Origin of the sequence: Providencia sp. PROV201, assembly GCF_028479545.1 — a bacterium.
GTDB lineage: Bacteria > Pseudomonadota > Gammaproteobacteria > Enterobacterales > Enterobacteriaceae > Providencia > Providencia huaxiensis.
In genome coordinates this window covers 107,265-129,656 of the sequence record NZ_JAMPNW010000005.1, presented here as the reverse complement: position 1 = coordinate 129,656, position 22,392 = coordinate 107,265, and the positions used below count along the sequence as shown (strand labels likewise).

The window sequence follows — 22,392 nt, the reverse complement described above, 5'->3', positions numbered from 1 at the left end:
GAAAAACATGAAAATATTAATCGCTCCAAGCCACCAGCAAGGCCCTGCTATTTGCTGGCTAGCCATCGATGCCTTAAAAAATGTATCTGCCTTACAAAATATCACCTTCACAGAACAACTTACTGATGCAGATATTGTGATTTGTTTCGATACTCAGTTGCCGGAAAATTTTAATTGCTCAGATAAAAAAGTCTATTTCGGTCACCCCGATGTCGCTGTTAGGCAACCTGCTGAATTTCTGTCATCTGCAATTAACGAAGCGACATTGTGTGAGCAAAAAATTACCGAGCCGCAGCATGCGAAAGCTTACTCTGTATTAGCCGTTACCGCTTGCCCAACAGGGGTTGCGCACACTTATATGTCCGCGGAAGCACTTGAGGCTGAAGCAAAAAAACGAGGCTGGAATATCAAAGTCGAAACCCGGGGCTCTGTCGGGGTTGGAAATGAAATTACGCCAGAAGAGATAGCACAAGCTGATTTAGTCATTGTCGCTGCCGATATCGAAGTCAATGTGGATAAGTTTTCGGGGAAGCCAATGTACCGCACCTCCACCAGTGCCGCATTGAAGAAAACAGCACAAGAAATGGATAGAGCAGTAGAAGAAGCAAATATATTCACACCACAAAGCGGAAAAACATCAGCCCAAACGAGTAGATCGACAGAAAAACGCGGAGTGTATAAGCACTTACTTACCGGGGTATCATACATGCTCCCTATGGTTGTCGCTGGGGGATTATGTACTGCGCTTTCATTTGCTTTTGGTTTAGACGCATCCAATGTCGAAGGCTCTCTGGCTTGGGCACTTAGCCTAATTGGCGGACAAACAGCCCTTGCATTAATGGTGCCTGTACTATCGGGTTATATCGCCTATTCCATTGCTGACAGAACGGGGTTAACCCCAGGTTTGGTCGGCGGGGTACTTGCAACCACTTTAGGTGCAGGGTTCTTAGGTGGGATCATTTCCGGTTTTCTTGCCGGTTATAGTGCTCACTTTATTAGTACCCGATTAAAATTGCCGCAAACTATGGAAGCGTTAAAGCCAATTCTAATCGTACCGCTCATTTCCACTTTATTCACGGGTTTAGCGATGATCTATGTCATTGGCCACCCTGTAGCGTGGTTAATGGATTGGCTAACTAACTGGTTAAATACCATGGGAACCACTAATGCGGTGATCTTAGGCGCAATTCTAGGGGCGATGATGTGTACGGATATGGGAGGCCCAGTCAATAAAGCGGCATATGCCTTTGGTGTCGGTCTATTAAGTTCACAAACCTATGCGCCAATGGCAGCAATTATGGCGGCAGGAATGGTGCCACCTCTGGCAATGGGCGTTGCAACACTATTAGCACGACATAAGTTTGTACCTGCTGAACGCGAAGCGGGTAAAGCCTCTTTTGTTCTCGGTTTATGTTTTATTTCAGAAGGTGCGATCCCATTTGCGGCCAAAGACCCGATTCGTGTTCTCCCTACTTGCATTATTGGTGGCGCAATAACAGGGGCGCTATCCATGTATTTTGGTATTCAGCTAATGGCACCTCACGGTGGTTTATTTGTGCTGTTAATACCCGGAGCTATTAATCATGTATTGATGTATTTATTCGCGATAGTGGCTGGTACGGTGGTTTCAGGTGTGCTTTATGCCATTGTCAAAAAAGCGACACCTAAAGAAGCCCAACAAGAAATGGCGAGTATCGCTTAATCACACAACTTTAAGTTCCATTCCTAGTCCCTGTTGGTAGTCTTATTCCCCCCCTTAATTGGGGGGCTTTTTATCCAATGAGAAAAAGATAATATTATTACTCGAAGGCCTTTCTATTAGTTCAATATAACTATGCTGATATGAATCTAAACTTAAATTTTCTCGGTTTCTGATTACTTCACTGAGGTATTGAACAAATTTTTGATTTGTCCCCACTTCAGAATCGCTAACTCCTGAGCAATTTGTAATATGGATCATTGGAGCGATGAATTTTTGCTCAGTATTATTAACAGTCATACTGTAACTATCTACAATTAAATTATCCATTGTCTTTACTGGTGCTGTTCTTAAAAGTTTTATCTTCAATTCCGCAAAATTTTGTACTTTCCCTACATTAAAAAAAGATGAATACCCGTGAGTTTCAAAAACAGTTGTCGGTGACAAGACAACAACAGCGATTGGCTTTTCCTTCAGTATCTTTGTTAGACATTCTATTAGTGGAGGCTTGTTAGGAGCATTAAGAGACAATGAAGCATCTTTTATCTTTATATTTTTAATTGTTTTTTTGTCTATATTCGGAGTAACTTTTGGGGAGGAGTTATCGACTTTGCCAATATAACTAATAAAAGTTCGTTCTAATGGTACAACCCTCTGAGAAGGGTTGAAAAAGTTTCGGAGTTTTTGAGTAAACCTCGTAACTGGCTGATTAATTTTATTTTTTATTCCTTTTATGCATCTAGTGATATTTTTGGATGCATTACTTGAAACTTTATGAGTTTTTTTATATTCCTTGATGGCAAGTTTATACCTATCACTATATGGTTTAAATTCCATAATCCTCCCTATAATATCGCTGTTAATTTAAACAATATTTCATTAACAACGATTATTTTATAAGTGAATAACTATGTCTTTCAAATTTAGCCATCCAAATAAAAACAGTTAGATATCTATATCTAACCGCTTAAATATTTATAAGTTTTTTAACTCAATTAGTATTCGAAATATGACTCTTATTAATACGCTAAATAGTTCGTGTTGTGGCTAGGCGCCGAACGCGGATAACTTGGGGAGCATACAAAAGTATGTGACCCAAGTAGCCAAGTGATGGCAACACCGCCACAGCGCGAAATATGACGCGTATTATTTGCGACGCCAAGTGGTCCCCTGTGCCCCATCCTCAAGCACAATCCCCATGGCAGTAAGTTCATCACGAGCCGCATCCGCTTGTGCCCAATCTTTATTCTTACGTGCATCTAGGCGTTGTTGAATTAATGCCTCAATTTTTGCCACTTCCGCATCATCTTCAGTTTGTGCACCGCCTTTTAAAAAGACTTCAGGGTCTTGTTCTAATAAACCCAGCACGCTTGCTAACTCACGCAATTGTGCAGCCATACCATTTGCTGCTGACATATCTTCTGATTTCAGGCGGTTAACTTCACGAACCATGTCAAATAATACCGAATAGGCTTCAGGTGTATTAAAGTCATCATTCATCGCTTCAATGAAACGTGCTTTAAATTCATCACCACCTGCAGGCACAGCTGACTTATCCGTACCACGCAACGCAGTGTACATGCGCTCAAGCGCAGTACGTGCCTGTTTCAAGTTCTCTTCTGTGTAATTCAGTTGGCTACGGTAATGGCCTGATAACAGAAAATAACGCACCGTTTCTGCATCGTAATACTCAAGCACATCACGGATAGTAAAGAAGTTATTGAGAGATTTAGACATTTTCTCTCTGTCTACCATCACCATTCCTGAATGCATCCAATAATTCACGTAAGGGCCATCATGGGCACAGGTAGATTGCGCAATTTCATTTTCATGGTGAGGAAACATTAAATCAGAGCCGCCACCGTGAATATCAAAATGGTTGCCTAACGTTTTGCTGTTCATGGCCGAACATTCAATGTGCCAACCTGGACGGCCTAAGCCCCATGGGGATCTCCAGCTTGGTTCGCCTTCTTTAGACATTTTCCACAAGACGAAGTCCATTGGATTACGTTTTACATCAGCAACTTCGACGCGAGCACCTGCTTGCAGCTGTTCTAAATCTTGACGCGATAACAGTCCATAATTTGGATCAGTTTTGACTTCAAACATCACATCGCCATTCGCAGCAACATAGGCATGACCACGCTCTATCAAGCTTTGGGTTAATTCAATAATTTCACCAATATGACGTGTTGCGCGTGGTTCGCTATCAGGACGTAAAATATTTAACGCATCGAAATCTTTATGCATTTCAGCCAACATACGCGTTGTTAGCTCTTCGACACTTTCATTATTTTCTGCCGCACGTTTAATGATTTTATCGTCAATATCGGTGACGTTGCGTACATAATTTAAGTCATAACCCAAATAACGTAAATAGCGGCTAATTGCATCAAACGCCACAAATGTACGGCCATGGCCGATATGACACAAGTCGTAGATAGTGATGCCACACACATACATCCCAATCTTCCCTGCTTGGATGGGCTTAAACTCTTCTTTTTGACGACTTAGTGTATTAAAAATTTGTAGCATCTGAACTTTTCCATTTATTTGAAAAATGATTATCGATTTCTACCGATAAAATATCATGTTATTGAACCCCGATCACCTTAAGAATGCAAGGGTTTACCCCGCTTCCTTTTCAGTTTATTGATTAGGTTTAATACACATCTATTATGCTATAAACGGCCGACTAAGCTTCCTTCCGCTTCAAGTCAGGTTTTATCTGTGATATAAACGTGCTGATCTCAACGCTTTCGCAAGTTAGCGCACAAAAAACAATTATTCAGGATAGCTATTATGGTTACATTTCATACCAATCACGGTGACATTGTTATCAAAACGTTTGACGATAAAGCCCCCGTTACTGTCGAAAATTTTTTAACTTACTGCCGTGAAGGTTTTTACAATAATACCATTTTCCATCGTGTTATTAATGGCTTCATGATCCAAGGCGGTGGTTTTGAGCCAGGGATGGAACAAAAAAACACTAAAGCACCTATCAAAAATGAAGCTAACAACGGTCTAAAAAATACCCGTGGTACTTTAGCGATGGCTCGTACTAACGACCCGCATTCTGCAACAGCACAATTTTTTATCAACGTTGCTGACAACGACTTCTTAAACTTCCGTTCAGAACGCCCTGATGGCTGGGGTTACTGCGTGTTTGCTGAAGTGGTTGAAGGTATGGACGTTGTTGACAAAATCAAAGGTGTCTCAACAGGTCGTAGCGGCTTCCACCAAGACGTTCCACGCGAAGACGTCATCATTGAAAAAGTGACGGTCAGCGAGTAAACCTGAACGCATGTCCACTTACATCATTGCAGATTTGCATTTGAGTGAAGATGAACCGGCGATCACCGCCGGTTTTATTAATTTTATTCAACAGCAAGCCATCCATGCCGAAAGCCTATATATTCTCGGTGATTTTTTTAATTATTGGGTGGGCGATGATGATGCCAATCCGCTGCATCAGCTAGTTGCCAATGAATTGAAACAGCTCACAGAACGCGGTATTCCCTGCTATTTCATTCATGGAAATCGAGATTTTTTAATTGGTAAACGCTATGCGAAACAGTGTGGCATGACCATACTCCCACAAGAAACATTGCTCGAACTTTATGGTAAGCGCATTTTAATTCTGCATGGTGATACTTTATGCACAGATGATGCCGCCTATCAAAATTACCGTAAAAAAGTTCACACGCCTTGGATCCAACGAGTATTTTTACTACTCCCGCTCTTCGTACGTCGCCGTATCGCACAAAAAATGCGGCAAAATAGCCAATATGCAAGCAGCATGAAAGCCGAGTCGATTATGGACGTCAATTCACAAGCCGTTATTGATGCATTACAAAGGCACCAAGCGCAATGGATGATCCATGGTCATACTCACCGGCCTGCCATTCATGAGATAAATATTGGTGGTAAATTGCATTATCGAGGTGTATTAGGTGCGTGGCACCACGAAGGTTCAGCCTTTGTGATTAACGAGCAAGGCATTGAACTAACTTTCTTTCCCTTTGAGTAATTTTGCCTGACTAACCATTTTCAATATCTCCCACAACTGTTTGCTTATTTATTAATCACGCAAACGTTTTCCTTGCTGCTTTACCATGATATGATCAAGACAATTCAATTTCCCACCTCAGGGTGATGTTTTTTTTCAATACAGGAAAGCACCAAATGACTGCCCAAGTTCCTGCTCAATCTGCGGCAAAAATCGCCATTGTTATGGGTTCGAAAAGTGATTGGACGACCATGCAGCACGCAGCTGATGTATTAACAGAACTCCAAATCCCTTTTCATGTCGAAATCGTCTCTGCGCACCGAACACCAGATAAACTATTTTCTTTTGCTGAAACCGCCAAAGAGAACGGCTTTGATGTGATTATCGCGGGCGCGGGTGGTGCCGCACATCTACCAGGAATGATTGCCGCTAAAACATTAGTCCCTGTTTTTGGTGTTCCGGTACAAAGCGCTGCATTGAGTGGTGTTGATAGCTTATATTCTATCGTGCAAATGCCTAAAGGCATTCCTGTTGGTACGCTAGCCATCGGTAAAGCAGGCTCAGCAAACGCAGCGCTGTTAGCCGCGCAAGTATTAGCGATAAGTGATACTGCTATTTTCAATCGCCTCACCGCATGGCGAGAAGCGCAAACCAATGATGTGTTAAACAACCCAGACCCGAGGAACGCCTAATGAAACCCGTTTGCGTGCTTGGTAATGGCCAATTAGGCCGTATGCTACGCCAAGCTGGCGAGCCATTAGGCATTGCCGTTTTTCCTGTTGGTCTTGATGCAGAGCCCGAAGCGGTGCCTTATCAACAAAGCGTCATCACCGCGGAAATTGAACGCTGGCCGGAAACCCCGCTAACCAAAGAATTAGCTCGCCATAATGCCTTTATTAACCGTGATATTTTTCCACGTTTAGCGGATAGGTTTCCACAAAAAAGCTTATTTGATAGTTTGCAACTTTCCACTGCACCTTGGGCACTATTAGAAACCCCCGAACAATGGCCTGAATTATTTGCCAAACTCGGTGATTTTCTCATTGTAAAACGCAGAACTGGCGGCTATGACGGGCGTGGTCAATGGCGTGTTCGCCCTGGTGATGAAAAAGACTTACCCGCTGAAATTTACGGTGAATGTATCGTTGAGCAAGGTATTCCCTTTGACGCCGAAGTCTCTGTCATTGGTGCCCGAAACGCAGCGGGAAAATCCGTTTTTTACCCGATAACCCATAATTTGCACCAAGAAGGCATTTTACGTACAAGCGTAGCTTTCCCTAAGTCGACTAACCCGCAGCAGGAACAAGCTCAAGCCATGCTTAGCGCTGTCATGGATGAGTTAGGCTATATCGGTGTAATGGCAATGGAATGTTTTGTCGTGGGTGATAACCTACTGATTAACGAGATTGCGCCTCGAGTACACAATAGCGGCCACTGGACACAAAATGGCGCATCCATTAGCCAATTTGAGCTGCATTTACGTGCCATATTAGACCTACCGATGCCGTCACCTGAAGTGTATAGCCCTGCTGTTATGGTCAATTTAATCGGTACTGATGTAAATATAGACTGGCTGAGCTTACCCCTCGTTCACCTTCACTGGTATGAGAAAGAGGTACGCCCTGCTCGTAAAGTTGGCCATTTAAACCTTTCTCATAGTGACCACAACCAGTTATCTGCAACACTTAACGCATTGGCTTCACTTTTGCCAAATGAGTACAAAAGTGGCATTGAGTGGGCAAATGCAAAATTAGACTGGTACTCTCATCAATAAATAGGGAAAATAGCCCTATTCGATGCCCGAAACTATTTTCGGGCATTATGCTATTTTCGCCGTCATCCAGAAAACAAATATCCTGATTTAAGGTGTTCGGCATTACTGGAGTCAATATGTCCTCGCAGACTTTTAGTCCTTTTTATCAGTGGTGCATTCTTGTTCTGTTAGGACTTGTTTATTTTTTAGCCACCGCGACAACCTTTACCTCTCTTGGCGTGGTCTTGCCTGAAATGATAAGTGAGCTCAAATGGAGCTGGAGCGAAGCTGGGTTTGGCTTTACGCTACTGGGCTTAACTTGTGGACTTGCGAGTTTTCTCCCTTCTTTGTTGATCCGTAAAGTCGGTGTACGGGCTACTTTATTGCTAGGTACCAGTGTCTTTGTTGCGGGCTTTTATAGTCTTTATTCCACCCAAGCCATTAGCACCTATTTTTTAGGTACCGCATTAATTGGTGTTGGTTTCACCTTACTCGCCACCGTCCCGGGGACTTACGTACTTTCGCGGCTATTTGAAAAACAATCCCTTGCCTTTGGGTTATATTTCACCATCGGGGGCTTGGGGGGTGTTGCAGGCCCTTGGATTTACTTTTACGCATCAAACCAATTAGGCTCATGGCGCATGCATTGGGTTCTATGTGCTGTTTATCTTAGCATCGTCACGTTAATCACGATTTTCATGCTACGTGAAGGTAAAAAAGAGCAAGAGCACGCAAAAAAGGTGATGCAGAAACAAGTTAGTGACGCAAGTAAGCCTATTTATCGCACTGCTGAAGTATGGACAGTCGGCAGAGCGCTACGTACATGGCAGTTCTACTTGATTGCTGCGACTTATACCTCGTTTTTATGGTGTGGCATTACCGTTAACAGTTTTGCTGTTGCCCATATTGAAGAGCGTGGATTTGGCATGACCGTGGCGGTTTCATTATTAAGCACAATGGCATTTGTGAATGCATTCTCAAGATTTATTGGTGGAGCCGCTGGTGAATGGTTAGAACCGAAGAAACTATTAATCGGTAGCCTAATTATCATGGTGTTAGGTGTTATTTTCCTCAGTATTGCCACGTCATGGCTATGGTTAATTTTGTTTGTGTTATGCGTTGGTATTGGTTATGGCATGACCTTTTTGGCATCCAGTGTTTTACTGTCAAATTATTTTGGTCGAGGCCCATACCTAGAGCTATTCTCTGTGGTAAATTTAATCTCAACCGTTGCCTGTTTAGCGCCTTTCATTGCCGGTGGTATCAAAGACTTAACAGGCAGTTTCACCCCTGCATTTTTGGTTATTGCCGCGCCTGTTATCGTCATTTTATTGCTTACTTTGATGATGAAGCCCCCTGCCCTCAATCACAAATAAAAAATCCCGAGTGATTAGCTCGGGAAAAATTGAAACCAAAGGGAAAATAAGCTTAAGACCAGATATTGGATCAAAACATAGCGTTTATTTGCGCCTCCGAAAAATCAAACAGAGGCGCAAAATTAATTAGGGTTTTAACAGCTCGGGGACTTTTAATAAGATAAATTCATTATCATCCGCTTTATTTGGTTCACGGCTAGATGAGAACGGAAAGTTATTGTCATTACCAACAATAATGTGTTCGCTATCAACCACATCAACGTTTTCAATGGTGAAGAATGGGAAGGTAAACACGCCATCATTTAATGGTTTTCTTGCCATATTACTTGGGTCTTTGATATTCATTAAATCAATATAAGCTTGTTTATCTATTACTTTACAGTGTTATATATCTATTAATATTCTCAAAAATTCATTATTCAACCATACTTATTATAAATAATATAATAAAAAATACTTTTATTAATATTAAAACCACTCATATAAAACCCTACCTGTTAGAGGTATATTTTAACATTTCATTGTGATGCATCACTAATAAATAAAAACAAACTACATTTTAATAAAACTTTAATTACACATAAGCTGTATTTTACATTAAATTCAAAAAGCATCAATTCGATGCCTCGAAAATGGGATAAAACAATGTCTAAGTTAAGTAAAGAGATTAAAGAAAATAATGCCAATGTAAAGTTGGCATCTAATGAAAGAAGCTCTCGTGAAACATTAGTAAAGTCTATGCTAGAAAGTGTTTCAGGAGGTTGGGTTAACGTTTTTGCACGTTGGGATAAGCAAATATAACTAATCAACGGTAGGGCTTTCCCTACCGTGTAGATAAGGAAAGACTATGGATAAAATAAAGCATCTAGAAGTCATCTTAAAAGTCAGTGAAAGATGCAATATTAATTGCACATATTGCTATGTATTTAACCTTGGAAATGAAGTTGCAATAAATTCCAAGCCAATTATTTCCAGTGAAATTATTAATCATTTAGTTGAATTTTTTGAACAAGCAACTACAGAATATGATATTGAATCAATTCAAGTTGATTTTCATGGTGGGGAACCATTAATGATGGGCAAAAAAAGATTTATAGCAGCCTGTCAGAAATTAATTTCAGGAAATTACAATAATACTAAGTTATATTTAGCTTGCCAAACTAATGCTATTTTAATAGACCCTGATTGGATAGATATATTTTCCAAATATAGTATAAGCATAGGTGTATCTATTGATGGCCCTAAGCATATAAATGATAAACATAGATTAGATACAAAAGGTCGTAGCACTTACGATAACACTATAAAAGGCTTTAAATTACTCCAAAATGCTTGGAGAGAAGGAAAACTTAAAGATCAACCTGGAATTTTATGTGTTGCCAATCCCAATGTTAGCGGAAAAGATATATATAGGCATTTTGTTGATGAATTAGAATGTACTAAATTTGATTTTCTCATACCTGATGAAACTCATGATACATGCATTGATCCAACACATTTATCAGAATTTTATTGCTCTGCTTTAGATGAGTTTTTTTTAGATTCAAATAATGATATTTATATTCGTTATTTTCATACAAATATTCAGTCTATGTTAAAATCTGATTTTACACCAACAATGGGAGTGAGCAAAACTAGTAATGATATAATTGCTTTAACTATTAGTTCAGAAGGAGATGTTTATATAGATGATACTCTTAGAGGGACAAATGACGATATTTTTTCTGTTATTGGAAATATAAAAAAAACCAAATTTAGAGAAACATTAAGCTCATGGCAAATGGAAAAATATATGCAAATTAATAGTCAACTACCTTCTGATTGCGTTAATTGTATTTGGAAAAAAACATGCTCTGGTGGTAGACATATACAGCGATATTCTAAAGCTGATAATTTTAATAGAAAATCAGTGTTTTGCCCTTCAATAAAAAAAATATTAAGTCGGGCTGCATCGCATTTATTAGAATCAGGGGTGCCTGAAGAATTAATTATGGATAATTTAGGAATTAAATCATGATTAGAGCTTTACTTTCAATTTACTTACTCACTAACTTATCATTTTCAAGTGAAGGTAGTCAATTAGGGGTTTTAAGTTATAATAAAATTGGAATCCCTATCATTGATTTAGAAATAGAGAATGAAAAACTATCATTAATGCTTGATACGGGAAGCAGTGAAGGCTTTCATTTAAAAAATGACAATATAAAGAAAATATTTAACAATGAAAGTTTAGGTGTAAAAAATAAAGTCCCATATAGATATATGGATATATTAGGAAATGAAAATAATGTGACATCATGGACTGTTGATAAACTATCTATTTCAAATGTAATTTCTAACAATGTTAAAATTGTTGAACTACAACCATGGGGGCTTAACATAGGAGAGAAAATTATTCAAACAGAAGTTGTTGGCCTTGGTATTTTTTATGAAAAAAAATAATTTTAGATTTTAAAAAAAACAAATTGATAATTTTAAAAGACACACCAGAATATATTAAAAATTGGTCATCCTATCCAATAGAACAAACTAAATCAGGATTGAAAATAATTGCATATGCTCAAAGTAAACCATTGAATTTTATTATTGATACTGCAGCATCACACTCTATTATATTTTCCAGCAGGCTTCCAAATAGAAACAAACATCTAGGATGTAATGTAATTTCCTCTGAAGCTTTGAGCTCTGATTGCAATGTACAAAATATCTTAATAAGGGATAATAAAGGCAACATACAGAATGAATATGCTATCACAATAAACTCTCTTCCTCCTAAAAACATAGAGTTTGATGGGCTACTTGGAATGTCATTTATGAAAAACAAAATAATACTGATAGACCTAGCCACAAAAGTTTTATATATACAGAGTTAATCCCATGAAAAAAAACAAATCTATATTTAGGAGCGAATCTATATTATATAAAGAAAAAACATTAATAGGGAGATACAGTGCATTTCCATCATCTATATTACCAATAGTATTTTTATGTTTACTTTCAACTTTAACCCTCATAGTATTTATATTTTTTTCCAACTACTCCCAAAGAGTATTAGTAAAAGGTAAGATAATATATTCACCTTCTGCTATAGAAATAACGATTAAAAAAAGCGGAATAATAAAAGAAATAAATATAAATCAAGGAAGTAAATTAAGTAAGGGAGATGTAATAGCATTCGTATCTCACGATACAAGATATTTCGGAAGTGAGAAAGACATAAAAACCATTGAGATTTCGAAGATGAAAATTGAAGAACTATCAGAAATGGAGTCTAAAATAAAAAAAGACCACGATGACGAAGAAAAAAATCTATATGAAAGATTCGCCCACAAAGATAAAGAAATAATAGTAATTAAATTAGCCAAAGAAGATGAGTTATTACGTAATATTAATTTAAAAGAAAGAATGGATTTTTATAAGATTTCACGAAAAAAAGGTATAACAACCATTCAAGAGAGTATAGGGGCAGAAAACGATTATTTCAACTCATTATTTAAAATAAATAATTATAAAATTAGCATAGAAAAAGCTATTGGTGAAAAACTCCAAATAGCAGATGAAATAAAAAAAATAAAATCAAAAAAAAACCAATTATCAATAAATATAGAACAACAAAAAACAAACCTCCAACAACAGATTATAAATTCAGCTTCTAATCTTGAATCAATTATCACCTCACCTATTGATGGTATTGTTTCTTCTCTAAATATAGTCAATGGACAAAGAATAGAAGAAAATAAAATAATTGCAGTAATAATTCCAAATAATTCGGTTGCATTAATAGAAATATTAACCCCACCTTCTACAAAATCATATTTAAATGTAGGGCAAACCGTTATTATGCGTGTCGATTCTCAGCCATGGAAATGGTTTGGAAAAATATCAGGAAAAATAATTTCTATAAGTACCACACCAAATAACTTATCAGAAAATAAGGTTTTCTTTCGTGTATTAGTTACTCCTGATAATAAATTACTATACCTACCTGCAGGAGTACACGTAAATGCGGATATATTAACCCTAAAGAGACGTATTTGGGAGTGGTTATTCATTCCACTAAAATTTAACGTAAACCATATTAATGATAGGAATTGAGTTATGTTTTCATTAAAAAAGAGAACACCTTTGATTTTACAGTCCGAGTCCAGCGAATGTGGGCTTGCTTGTTTGGCAATGATTTCAGGTTATTTCGGTAAAAATATAGATATTACATCAGCAAGAAATATCCATACTACAACAAATAATGGCATGACACTGCAAGAAGTTATTACTGCTTTTGAAAAAATAAACATGACAGCTCGAGCTGCTAGAATAGAAATTGATGAACTTAAATCATTACGAAACCCAACCATTCTTCATTGGAAATTAAATCATTTTATTGTTTTAATTAAAATAACATCTCATAAATCCATTATACATGACCCAAGTGTAGGTCGCCGTATTATATCATTTCATGAGTTATCAGATAAATTTACAGGATTCATTATTGAAGCTTGGCCTGAGCAAACTTTTAACAAAGAACCTCTTACTCAAAACATTACCATATTCTATTTATTTCATGGTGTTAAAAAATTACTATCTACATTTTTAAGTATACTAATTTTATCTATACTGATAGAAATATTATCAGTCTCTGTACCAATAGCGACACAATTCACCATTGATATATTAGTGAGATCATCAGATCACAATGGAATATTACTAGTTGGAATCATTGTAATATTTGCATTAATAATTAAATCTATGTTTTCTATTCTACGTGCTTCGCTATTACTCAATATGCGTTACAGGTTAAGTATTAAATGGTCAGAGGGTTTTTTTAATCGATTAATAAAACTAACTCTACCTTTCTTTGAAAAACGTCATACCGGAGATATAGCCTCAAGATTTCAATCATTAAGTACAATACAAGATTCTTTTACTGCTAATATGGTTGAGTCTCTTTTGGATGTAATTGTAATAATTATATCTGCTATTATTCTTATTTTATATTCACCAATATTAGCTGTTGGTCCAATATTAATTAGTATCATATACATAATCATAAGGTTAATTTCATTTTCTAATTATCAATCAACTAAAATAGAGAATATTTTATTTGACTCAATACAATCATCACATTTTTTAGAAACCATTAGGGCAATTAGCACAATAAAAGTACTCAATTTAGAAGGGGTTCGTCGAAGAGAATGGATTAATAATGTAATTAAAAACACTTATACAAAAAATAAATTATTTAAATTTGACCTATTAACCAGTACAATATCCACGCTTTTAATTGGCCTTTCAAATATTTATATTCTTATTATCGGCGCATTATATTTTGATCCAGAAATGACAATAGGAATATTATTAGCCTCTATACTTTACTCAGATATGATTAGTACACGTACAGTAAAAATCACTAATGCCATTGCTGAATTCTATTTAATATCTATGCATTGTCATAGACTTACTGATATAATTATTTCGCCCATTGAAGATCAAGGAGAAAAAAATTCATAACAATACTAATGGTCATCTTAAAATTATAAATCTATCCTACCATCGTTCTCAAAATGAACCCTTTATTATAAAAAATGTTAGCTTTGAAGTTAATCCCGGAGAAAGTATAGCTATAGTTGGTTTTTCTGGGTGTGGAAAATCAACATTATTACACATATTATCCGGTTTATATTCCCCTACTGATGGAGATGTTTTAATTAATGGGATCAGCATTTCTACAATCGGGAAAAATCAAATTAGGGATCACATTTCTTTTGTAATGCAAGATGATAAACTATTAGCGGGTTCAATATCTAAAAACATTAGCAGCTTTAATGAAATCATTGACCATAAAAAAATGGTAAAATGTGCAAAATTAGCCTCTATTGACCATGATATTAATACTTTCCCTAGGGGGTATGACACAATGGTTGGTGACATTGGAAATACATTATCTGGAGGTCAAAAACAAAGAATTTCAATCGCAAGAGCCCTTTATCGAGAACCTAAAATTCTATTACTTGATGAAGCAACAAGCGACCTAGACATTATTAATGAAAAAAATATAACTAATGCTATAGCGGAATTAAAAATAACACGTATTTTTGTCGCACATAGACCTGAAATGATAAACTCAGCGGACAGAATATATGACCTAAGTTTAAATAAGTGGATTAAATAAAAACATAATATTGTTATCATTCCTATTTTATTCATAGTATCTAAAAAAAATCTTAAACTATAATTATTTAATTTATTCTGCTCTCAATCACAAATAAAAAATCCCGAGTGATTAGCTCGGGAAAAATTGAAACCAAAGGGAAAATAAGCTTAAGACCAGATATTGGATCAAAACATAGCGTTTATTTGCGCCTCCGAAAAATCAAAGAGAGGCGTAAAATTAATTAGGGTTTTAACAGCTCGGGGACTTTTAATAAGATAAATTCATTATCATCCGCTTTATTTGGTTCACGGCTAGATGAAAACGGAAAATTATTGTCATTACCAACAATAATGTGTTCGCTATCAACCACATCAACGTTTTCAATGGTGAAGAATGGGAAGGTAAACACGCCATTATTTAATGGTTTTCTTGCCATATTACTTGGGTCTTTGATATTCATTAAATCAATATAAGCTTGCTTATCTACGGCTTTCCCTACGTTGCTATCTGAAAATTCAATACGATATACACGCTTGAATTTAGCTAAATGACTAAAGCAATTTTCAGTATTACTGTTTCCCGCCGTGCAGGCTTTATCTGCTGTACCTTCACCATTATCACGCTCAATGATTAGGCCGTGGGTATCATCAATAAGATTGAAATCACCAATGGCATTTTGATTGTCTTCAAAGACATACAACCAGCTTCTACCCGTCCAATCTTGCTTTTTCACATCAAACTCAAGAATACGTGCTGCGCGTTTACCATCAACATTTTCATGATCTTGCTTGTCATCAAGCCAAATCGCACCTTCTAGCATTGGGTAGAGCTTAGAACCGTCTGGTGATGACGCCATACCTTCAAAACCTTTCGAACGGTTGACTTGGAAATTCACTTTATCAGCAGGTTTACCCGGTGTTGTGATTTGGTAGTGATCAGGAGAAACAACTTTCTTTCCATCTACTTGTGTTTCAAACAAGGCTAATACCTTGCCATCCAAATCCATTTTGATTAGATAAGGGCCAAACTCATCGCCAACCCATAGAGCACCACCTGCAAATTGAAAGCTTTCAGGGTCAAAATCACTTCCTGTTAAATAGCGTTCTTTTGTACTCTCATTCGTAATATGAAAAGGAATAATTTTATCAGGGTCATGGAAGAAAACCGTTTTTAATGGCGTTGTATTACCTGATTGAAAATCAATATCATATTGAGTGACATACAACATAGAATCAGGGGAATTTACTTTATTGCCGAATCCATTGTCGGTTAAAACCCAGTAAGTGCCATCCACCATGCGTTTGATACCCGAGTGCCCTTGCCGTGGCTGGCCTTTAATTGGAATATGCATTCCTGTTGGGCGATCTGCAGATTTACCTTCCACTTTCCCTAAACTATCAACACGAGCGCCAGTGGTAAATTTACCACTCACTTGCATGTCTGAAGGTGCATTTTCGGGGGAAGAAACCGTTGAATTAACTGGAAGAATGGAGTGCCCCGCTAACGTTGCGGTCACTTCTTGTTGTGCAAACCCTGTGATGCTAAATGAAATTAAACTAGCCAATAAAGATAACGAGCCCAGCTTACGTTTAATCGAATGGTTATTCTGCATTGTTATGTTTCCATTATAAGGCTATCAATAATTGATGGCGGAATCATAACGTCGATGAATGAAGCTTTTATGAAGGATTAGAGACAGTTATTTTACTGAAAAACAAGTTGTTTTTATAATGTTCAATAAATAGTGGCATTAAAATATTTCCCTAACACCACTATATTCTAAATAATTCTAGTTGCAGCTAGCTGAACGTAATCAACAACGCTGCAACTTGAAGTATGACGAGTATTTAACCATTCAAACGACGGTGCTGACTCCCCGTCCCTAATAAACGTAACCCCAACCAACCACCACAAATGGACAGTAAGAAAGCCGCGCTTAAGGGTAATAGCACCCACATACGCCACTCAGGTTGCCAAGGGAAATCAAACACTTTACTTTGCAACAACCATAAAGCAATTTCTGCCCCAAATGCCGCGGCAAGCCCTGCCATTAAGCCAAGTAATGCAAATTCGCTCCACAGGGTTCGACGCATCAATTTTTTACTGGCTCCCAAAGTTCGGTACACCACTAATTCACGTTCCCGTTGGCTCATACCGACTTGAATTTGAGCTAATAATAGCAACAGCCCACAGAAGATAACCAGCACTACCATCACTTCAAGAGCTTGGCTCACTTGCTGAAGAATTTGCTGAATTTGGGTGATAATTGCACCGGTGTCGAGCACATTAATGGTTGGGTAATGGCGGCTAAGTTGCGTTAATAGCTGCCCATCGCCTTCATAGTGGAAGCTGCTCAGCCAAGTGGCCGGCATCTGAGAAAGGCTTTCTTCAGAGAAAATAAAATAGAAGTTTGGTCGTAGGCTTTCCCAATCAACCGTACGAATACTACTAACTGTTGCACTAAAGACCTGGGCCCCTGCGTTAAATGTGAGTTTATCACCTAATTTCAACCCAAGCTCTTTAACGACCGTTTGTTCAATCGAGACTTCACCTGCTTTTGGTGGCCAAGTTCCTTTATCAACCACATTAGCTGGCGCTAAATCAGATTGCCAAGTTAGGCTCAATTCACGTCGCACCGTATTATTATTTGGATCACGTTGATCGGCCCATTCAATTGCTGACTGGTCATTAATATCGGTTAAGCGCGCTAACACCACAGGGTTGAACTCGGTGGGTTTCACATCAAACTCAGCCAATAGCTTAGTGACAGGCTCAAGCTGTGACTGGTTCATATTGATCAAAAAATAGTTCGGGCTATCTGCGGGTAACTGTTGCTGCCAACGGTCAAGTAAATCACCACGCACTAAAATTAGCAGCGCCAACAACATAAATGACAGCGAAAATGCACTCATTTGTGTGATGGTTTGTAACGGCTGGCGCAATAGGCGACTAACGGATAAACGCAAACTTAATTGGCGAAACTTAATATGACGCAGCCCCCATAAGCCAACCCAACCAATCAGCGCAAGTAGAATGGCAACCACGACAATACCGGCCAAAATTGACCACAACAGAGGGTTAACGCCAGCAAACACAAATAAGCCGCCAACCACAATTAAAATAACAATTGGCAGATAATAATATAGCGGCCAAACGGGTGATTTGGCATCTTCACGTAATACCCTTGAAGGCTGGGTTGCCATCAGTTGGTAATAGGGGCGGCTGCCAACAATTATCGCAATAATAAATAATGTACCGATCGCCCAAACCCAAGGCATTAAACTTGCAGGCGGTAACTCCTTCGGCAACATAGCCCCTAAGATTTGCATTAAAATGCCTTCAAAAGCCAAACCTAATAATGAGCCGAGTAAAGCCGCAGCAATTAAAATCACTAACCACTGCCCAATAATCCACTGACGTAATGCGCTACGCCCTGCCCCTAAGGTTTTTAATACTGCAATTAATTGATGGCGGCTACGGCAGTAATGCGTCATTGAAACCACAACCGCAGCAATGGCTAGCAGCAGGGTTAATAAAACTGACAACAATAAAAACTGTTGGGCACGTTGGAAGGTTTTCCCCACTGCACCGTTATTTTCGCTTAACGTAAACCAACGCTGATCATTTCGTAGGTCTTGGTCATATTTTTGTTGAAATACATCAATAAGCTGGCGATCGCCGGCAAACATGTCGCGATAAGTTAACCGGCTACCTAATTGAATTGCCCCTGTTAATGGTGCATCTTCAATTGCTATCAATACTCTTGGGGCAATCTGGAATGGGTTAAAACCGCTGTCAGGCTCTTGAATTAGTTTACCCGAAACTTTTAGCGTCGCATCTCCGATATCAATGTTATCCCCTACATTGAGGTTCAATAATTCTAATAACCGTGGTGCGACTAATATTTCCCCTTTTGTCGGGGTTAACCCAGCCGGTTCTGTGATGAGCTCGCCATATAATGGATATGCCTTATCCGCTGCTTTCACTAACACCAGTTGTGGCCGAGCGTCTTCATCTTCCGTCGCATAAGCCATGGTAGAAAATGATATTTGCTGGCTTAGCGTTAACCCCTCTTTTTGGGCCTCTTGTAACCATGCAGGGTCGCTTGGGTGAGAAGATCGTAAAACTAAGTCACCCGCTAACAGTTCACGGCTTTGGTAGCTCATGCTATTTTCAATGCGATCGCTAATTCGCCCTAAAGCCAGTACACAAGCAACCGCAAGGGTAAGCGCAAGCCAAACAATCAATAACGAGGGTGTTTTCCATTCACGCCAAAACCAACGCCAAATCATACTTCTTCCCTCAACTGCCCATCGACCAAGCGCAAACGGCGTTGGCAGCGCGCAGCCAGCTCGTTATCGTGGGTAACTAAAATCAAGGTTGTTCCATGCTCTTTGTTCATATCAAACAGTAAATCTGCAATTTTATCCCCTGTGTGGCGATCGAGATTTCCCGTTGGTTCATCGGCAAATAAAATCTGTGGGCGGCCATTAAAGGCACGAGCAAGTGCAACACGCTGCTGCTCACCCCCTGACAACTGTGGTGGCATATGTTTTAGGCGATCTTTTAAGCCTAAATCCGTCAGTAAACTCGCCGCGTGTTGATAACTTTCAGACTCAGATTCGCCACGTAGCAAAGAAGGAAGTTGCACATTTTCAATGGCATTTAAGGTTGGGATCAACATAAAAGATTGGAACACAAAACCGACACTTTGTGCCCGTAAGCGTGCCCGTTGTTCTTCGTCCATTCTAGTGAGGTCTTGGCCTAATAAATTAACCGTTCCACTCGAGCCGTCATCCAACCCCGCAATAATCCCTAACAAGGTTGATTTCCCCGAACCTGACTCCCCAATTAAAGCAATTGTTTGCCCGGACTCGACAATTAGCTCAACACCTTGCAATATAGTCAGTTCATGTTCACCTTGACCAACACGTTTAATGAGATGATGAACTTCAAGAATATTATTCGCCGACATATATTGGTATTTCTCCTGTTACTGACTGCAAGTGGGCACGCACTTGCGTCAACTAAGCTATTAATCTTAGGTGATAGCCTAAGTGCAGGCTACCGTTTACCGGCTGAGCAGGCTTGGGCCTCCTTGCTTGCCGAACGTTGGCAGAAACTTTCCCCACCCGTTGCTATTGTTAACGGTAGTATTAGTGGAAATACCTCTGCACAGGGGTTAGAACGCCTTTCCGTTTTACTCGAACAAAACAAACCTAACTGGGTATTGATCGAATTAGGTGCAAATGATGGCTTACAAGGTCTCCCTGTAGAGCAACTCGAAGATAATTTACAGCAAATTATCGATCAAATCGTGCAATCGGGTGCGAAACCGCTCTTAATGCAAATTCGCATTCCACCTAACTATGGCAAACGTTATACGACAAGTTTCGAAAAAGTCTATCCGAAATTGGCGCAAAGTAATCAAATTCCATTACTCCCGTTTTATATGGAAACCGTGATAACTAAGCCTGAATGGATACAACAAGATGGTATTCACCCTACCGTTGAAGCCCAGCCATCCATTGCTGATTTTATGGAAAAACAGCTTTTCGAACACATTTTACCGTCTAGTAAATAAAACAGACGTTAAACAAGGGTATTAAAACGCTCTTTTATACCCGAAATAGATTCAGCTGCATGAAACCAAGGTAAAGTTATGCAAACATCGGCACGAAACAAAAAATCAGTCCTAGTCACAGGTGCATCAAGCGGTATTGGCTTTTGTGCTGCACAGACACTTCGGCAGCGTGGCTACCATGTGATTGTTGCTTGCCGTAAAGAAAGCGATATTTTGCGCCTAAAAGAGCTAGGTTATGACACGGTCTCCCTTGACCTCGATAATAAGAATAGCATAGAAACCGCGGCGCAAACGGTGCTAACACTCTGTAATCATCGCCTTTTCGGGTTATTCAATAACGCTGGTTTTGGGGTGTATGGCCCGTTAAATAGTGTCAGCCGCGAACAACTTGAAGCGCAATTTTCCACTAACTTTTTTGGTGTTCACCAGTTAACCTTTTTGCTATTGCCTGCAATGCTAGCGCACCATGAAGGGCGAATTATCCAAACTAGTTCAGTGATGGGAGTAATTTCAACCCCCGGTCGTGGCGCTTATGCTGCCAGCAAATACGCACTGGAAGCATGGTCTGATGCGCTACGCTTAGAATTGGTAGGAACAGGGGTGAAAGTGAGTTTAATTGAACCGGGCCCGATCCATACGGCTTTTACTCAAAATGTTGAACAAACACAAAAAGATAAACCCGTTAAAAACCCAGGTATTGCTTCACGTTTCACCTTAACACCAGAACATGTGGTAGAAAAACTGATCCATGCGTTAGAAAGCCCCCGCCCAAAAGTACGCTATTCTGTCACGTTATTAACCGTCGCTGTGCGTATCTTAAAACGTATTCTACCTGACAAAATAATGGATAAAATACTGGCAAATCAGGGGAAAAAAGCTTGAAAAAAGCAAAATCAGCCCCACTTTATTACTATTGCTCACAAATTCTATTGATAACAAATTCAAAAGAGACTTCTTATGTTTGCTAACGCTCAGATAATTGATATTAACGAAACGAACCTACACCAAGTCATTGAACAATCAATGAACTTACCCGTCATGTTTTACTTTTGGTCACCGCGTAGCCCTCATTGCCAAGATTTCGGTACCATGTTGGAAAAAATTGCCAACGACTACGCAGGGTCATTTATTTTAGCTAAAGTTAATTGTGATGAAGAACAAATGATCGCAAGCCAGTTTGGCTTAAAAGCGATCCCTACTGTGTATGTGTTGCAAAATGGTCGCCCTGTTGATGGCTTTGAAGGGCCACAACCAGAAGAAGTGGTATTGGAAATTTTAGCTCGTGTGCTGCCAAGCCCAGAAGAAATGAAAGCAGCACAAGCCGCTGAATTAATAGCAGAAGGTAAAATACAAGAAGCACTGCCACTGCTAAAAGAAGCGCATCAGCTGAACCCCAAAAATAGCGATATCACATTATTATTGGCAGAAACCCAAATTGGTTTAAATCTCGTTGATGACGCACAAGCTACTTTAGAAGCTGTCCCATTACAGGATAAAGACAGTCGCTACCAAGGTTTAATCGCACAAATTGAATTATTAAAGCAAGCTGCGGACACCCCTGAAATTCAACAATTGCAAGATGAATTCAATCAAAATCCGCAAAATACAACGTTAGCGGTTCAATTAGCCCTAAAACTGCATGAAGTAAACCGCAACGAAGAAGCGCTGGAAATGTTATTCGGTTTTTTACGTACCGACTTGGGTGCAGGTGACGGCGCAGTAAGAAAAACCATGATGGATATTATGTCTGCAATGGGTACTGGTGACGCCATTGCCAGTAAATACCGTCGCCAAGTATATTCACTACTTTACTAATTAAG

21 protein-coding genes and 1 pseudogene are annotated in these 22,392 nt (G+C 38.9%); 16 read left to right on the top strand and 6 right to left on the bottom strand.

The window, feature by feature from the left end:
- The first annotated feature begins 7 nt into the window (after positions 1-7).
- Complete coding sequence (gene fruA / locus PR809_RS06130) at positions 8-1,702, top strand: PTS fructose transporter subunit IIBC (RefSeq protein WP_102139364.1); 1,695 nt, start codon at positions 8-10, stop codon at positions 1,700-1,702.
- A gap of 54 nt (positions 1,703-1,756) precedes the next feature.
- Here fruA and PR809_RS06125 read toward each other — a convergent pair whose 3' ends face one another.
- Together PR809_RS06125 and cysS are read right to left on the bottom strand one after the other, a co-directional pair.
- The gene (locus PR809_RS06125) at positions 1,757-2,536 is read right to left on the bottom strand and encodes a hypothetical protein (protein ID WP_272524489.1); all 780 of its coding nucleotides are present in this window, start codon (positions 2,534-2,536) and stop codon (positions 1,757-1,759) included.
- A 309-nt stretch (positions 2,537-2,845) separates the two neighbouring features.
- The gene (cysS, locus tag PR809_RS06120; RefSeq protein WP_181490078.1) at positions 2,846-4,234 is read right to left on the bottom strand and encodes a cysteine--tRNA ligase; all 1,389 of its coding nucleotides are present in this window, start codon (positions 4,232-4,234) and stop codon (positions 2,846-2,848) included.
- 267 nt (positions 4,235-4,501) lie between these two features.
- Here cysS and ppiB point away from each other — a divergent pair, with 267 nt between their 5' ends.
- The 5 genes from ppiB (at position 4,502) to PR809_RS06095 (ending at position 8,840) form a co-directional block, all read left to right on the top strand.
- Entirely contained in the window at positions 4,502-4,996 is a 495-nt protein-coding gene (gene ppiB, locus PR809_RS06115) for a peptidylprolyl isomerase B (RefSeq protein WP_166265616.1), read from the top strand.
- Positions 4,997-5,006: 10 nt separating this feature from the next.
- Complete coding sequence (gene lpxH, locus PR809_RS06110; RefSeq protein ID WP_166265619.1) at positions 5,007-5,732, top strand: UDP-2,3-diacylglucosamine diphosphatase; 726 nt, start codon at positions 5,007-5,009, stop codon at positions 5,730-5,732.
- Between the two features lie 155 nt (positions 5,733-5,887).
- A complete protein-coding gene (purE, locus tag PR809_RS06105; RefSeq protein WP_166265622.1) occupies positions 5,888-6,403 on the top strand; it encodes a 5-(carboxyamino)imidazole ribonucleotide mutase in 516 nt (171 codons plus the stop codon).
- Positions 6,403-7,485 (top strand): 5-(carboxyamino)imidazole ribonucleotide synthase, encoded by a 1,083-nt coding sequence (gene purK / locus PR809_RS06100; protein ID WP_102139370.1) that lies wholly within the window; start codon positions 6,403-6,405, stop codon positions 7,483-7,485. The genes purE and purK overlap by 1 nt, the downstream gene beginning before the upstream one ends.
- A 116-nt stretch (positions 7,486-7,601) precedes the next feature.
- Positions 7,602-8,840, top strand: coding sequence for an MFS transporter (locus PR809_RS06095; protein WP_166265625.1), 1,239 nt, complete (start codon positions 7,602-7,604; stop codon positions 8,838-8,840).
- Positions 8,841-8,966: 126 nt separating this feature from the next.
- Here the strand turns inward: PR809_RS06095 and PR809_RS06090 are convergent.
- Positions 8,967-9,212: pseudogene (locus PR809_RS06090) on the bottom strand (esterase-like activity of phytase family protein); the annotation flags it as partial.
- Positions 9,213-9,485: 273 nt separating this feature from the next.
- On the opposite strand from PR809_RS06090, the gene xyeA reads away from it, so the two are divergent.
- The 7 genes from xyeA to PR809_RS06055 are packed head-to-tail and all read left to right on the top strand — an operon-like array spanning position 9,486 to position 15,006.
- On the top strand, positions 9,486-9,641 hold the full coding sequence (gene xyeA, locus PR809_RS06085) for a XyeA family cyclophane-containing RiPP triceptide (protein WP_206277116.1): 156 nt from the start codon (positions 9,486-9,488) through the stop codon (positions 9,639-9,641).
- Between the two features lie 46 nt (positions 9,642-9,687).
- The gene (gene xyeB, locus PR809_RS06080) at positions 9,688-10,857 is read left to right on the top strand and encodes a cyclophane-forming radical SAM/SPASM peptide maturase XyeB (RefSeq protein WP_206277115.1); all 1,170 of its coding nucleotides are present in this window, start codon (positions 9,688-9,690) and stop codon (positions 10,855-10,857) included.
- Complete coding sequence (locus PR809_RS06075) at positions 10,854-11,282, top strand: hypothetical protein (protein WP_272524488.1); 429 nt, start codon at positions 10,854-10,856, stop codon at positions 11,280-11,282. Before xyeB ends, PR809_RS06075 begins: the two co-directional genes overlap by 4 nt.
- Positions 11,283-11,305: 23 nt before the next feature.
- The gene (locus PR809_RS06070) at positions 11,306-11,713 is read left to right on the top strand and encodes a hypothetical protein (protein ID WP_206277113.1); all 408 of its coding nucleotides are present in this window, start codon (positions 11,306-11,308) and stop codon (positions 11,711-11,713) included.
- Positions 11,714-11,717: 4 nt separating this feature from the next.
- Positions 11,718-12,935 (top strand): HlyD family secretion protein, encoded by a 1,218-nt coding sequence (locus PR809_RS06065; protein WP_206277112.1) that lies wholly within the window; start codon positions 11,718-11,720, stop codon positions 12,933-12,935.
- Positions 12,936-12,938: 3 nt separating this feature from the next.
- Complete coding sequence (locus tag PR809_RS06060; RefSeq protein WP_272524487.1) at positions 12,939-14,345, top strand: cysteine peptidase family C39 domain-containing protein; 1,407 nt, start codon at positions 12,939-12,941, stop codon at positions 14,343-14,345.
- Positions 14,317-15,006 carry an ATP-binding cassette domain-containing protein gene (locus PR809_RS06055; RefSeq protein ID WP_272524486.1) on the top strand — a complete coding sequence of 230 codons (690 nt, stop codon included), beginning with the start codon at positions 14,317-14,319 and terminating at the stop codon, positions 15,004-15,006. Before PR809_RS06060 ends, PR809_RS06055 begins: the two co-directional genes overlap by 29 nt.
- Before the next feature lie 223 nt (positions 15,007-15,229).
- Here PR809_RS06055 and PR809_RS06050 read toward each other — a convergent pair whose 3' ends face one another.
- From PR809_RS06050 to ybbA, 3 genes are all read right to left on the bottom strand, one after another.
- Positions 15,230-16,600, bottom strand: a complete 1,371-nt coding sequence (locus PR809_RS06050; RefSeq protein WP_272524485.1) for an esterase-like activity of phytase family protein — start codon at positions 16,598-16,600, stop codon at positions 15,230-15,232.
- 235 nt (positions 16,601-16,835) lie between these two features.
- Positions 16,836-19,280: a putative ABC transporter permease subunit YbbP gene (gene ybbP / locus PR809_RS06045; protein WP_206275928.1), complete on the bottom strand. Its 2,445-nt coding sequence runs from the start codon at positions 19,278-19,280 to the stop codon at positions 16,836-16,838.
- Positions 19,277-19,963 (bottom strand): putative ABC transporter ATP-binding protein YbbA, encoded by a 687-nt coding sequence (gene ybbA, locus PR809_RS06040; protein ID WP_206275927.1) that lies wholly within the window; start codon positions 19,961-19,963, stop codon positions 19,277-19,279. Before ybbA ends, ybbP begins: the two co-directional genes overlap by 4 nt.
- Between ybbA and tesA the strand changes: the two genes are divergently transcribed.
- The 3 genes from tesA (at position 19,931) to PR809_RS06025 (ending at position 22,387) form a co-directional block, all read left to right on the top strand.
- Positions 19,931-20,572: a multifunctional acyl-CoA thioesterase I/protease I/lysophospholipase L1 gene (tesA, locus tag PR809_RS06035; protein WP_102139375.1), complete on the top strand. Its 642-nt coding sequence runs from the start codon at positions 19,931-19,933 to the stop codon at positions 20,570-20,572. The genes ybbA and tesA overlap by 33 nt on opposite strands.
- A gap of 78 nt (positions 20,573-20,650) precedes the next feature.
- Positions 20,651-21,454, top strand: coding sequence for an SDR family oxidoreductase (locus PR809_RS06030; RefSeq protein WP_206275926.1), 804 nt, complete (start codon positions 20,651-20,653; stop codon positions 21,452-21,454).
- A 75-nt stretch (positions 21,455-21,529) separates the two neighbouring features.
- Positions 21,530-22,387 carry a co-chaperone YbbN gene (locus PR809_RS06025; RefSeq protein WP_195697607.1) on the top strand — a complete coding sequence of 286 codons (858 nt, stop codon included), beginning with the start codon at positions 21,530-21,532 and terminating at the stop codon, positions 22,385-22,387.
- Positions 22,388-22,392 lie beyond the last annotated feature (5 nt).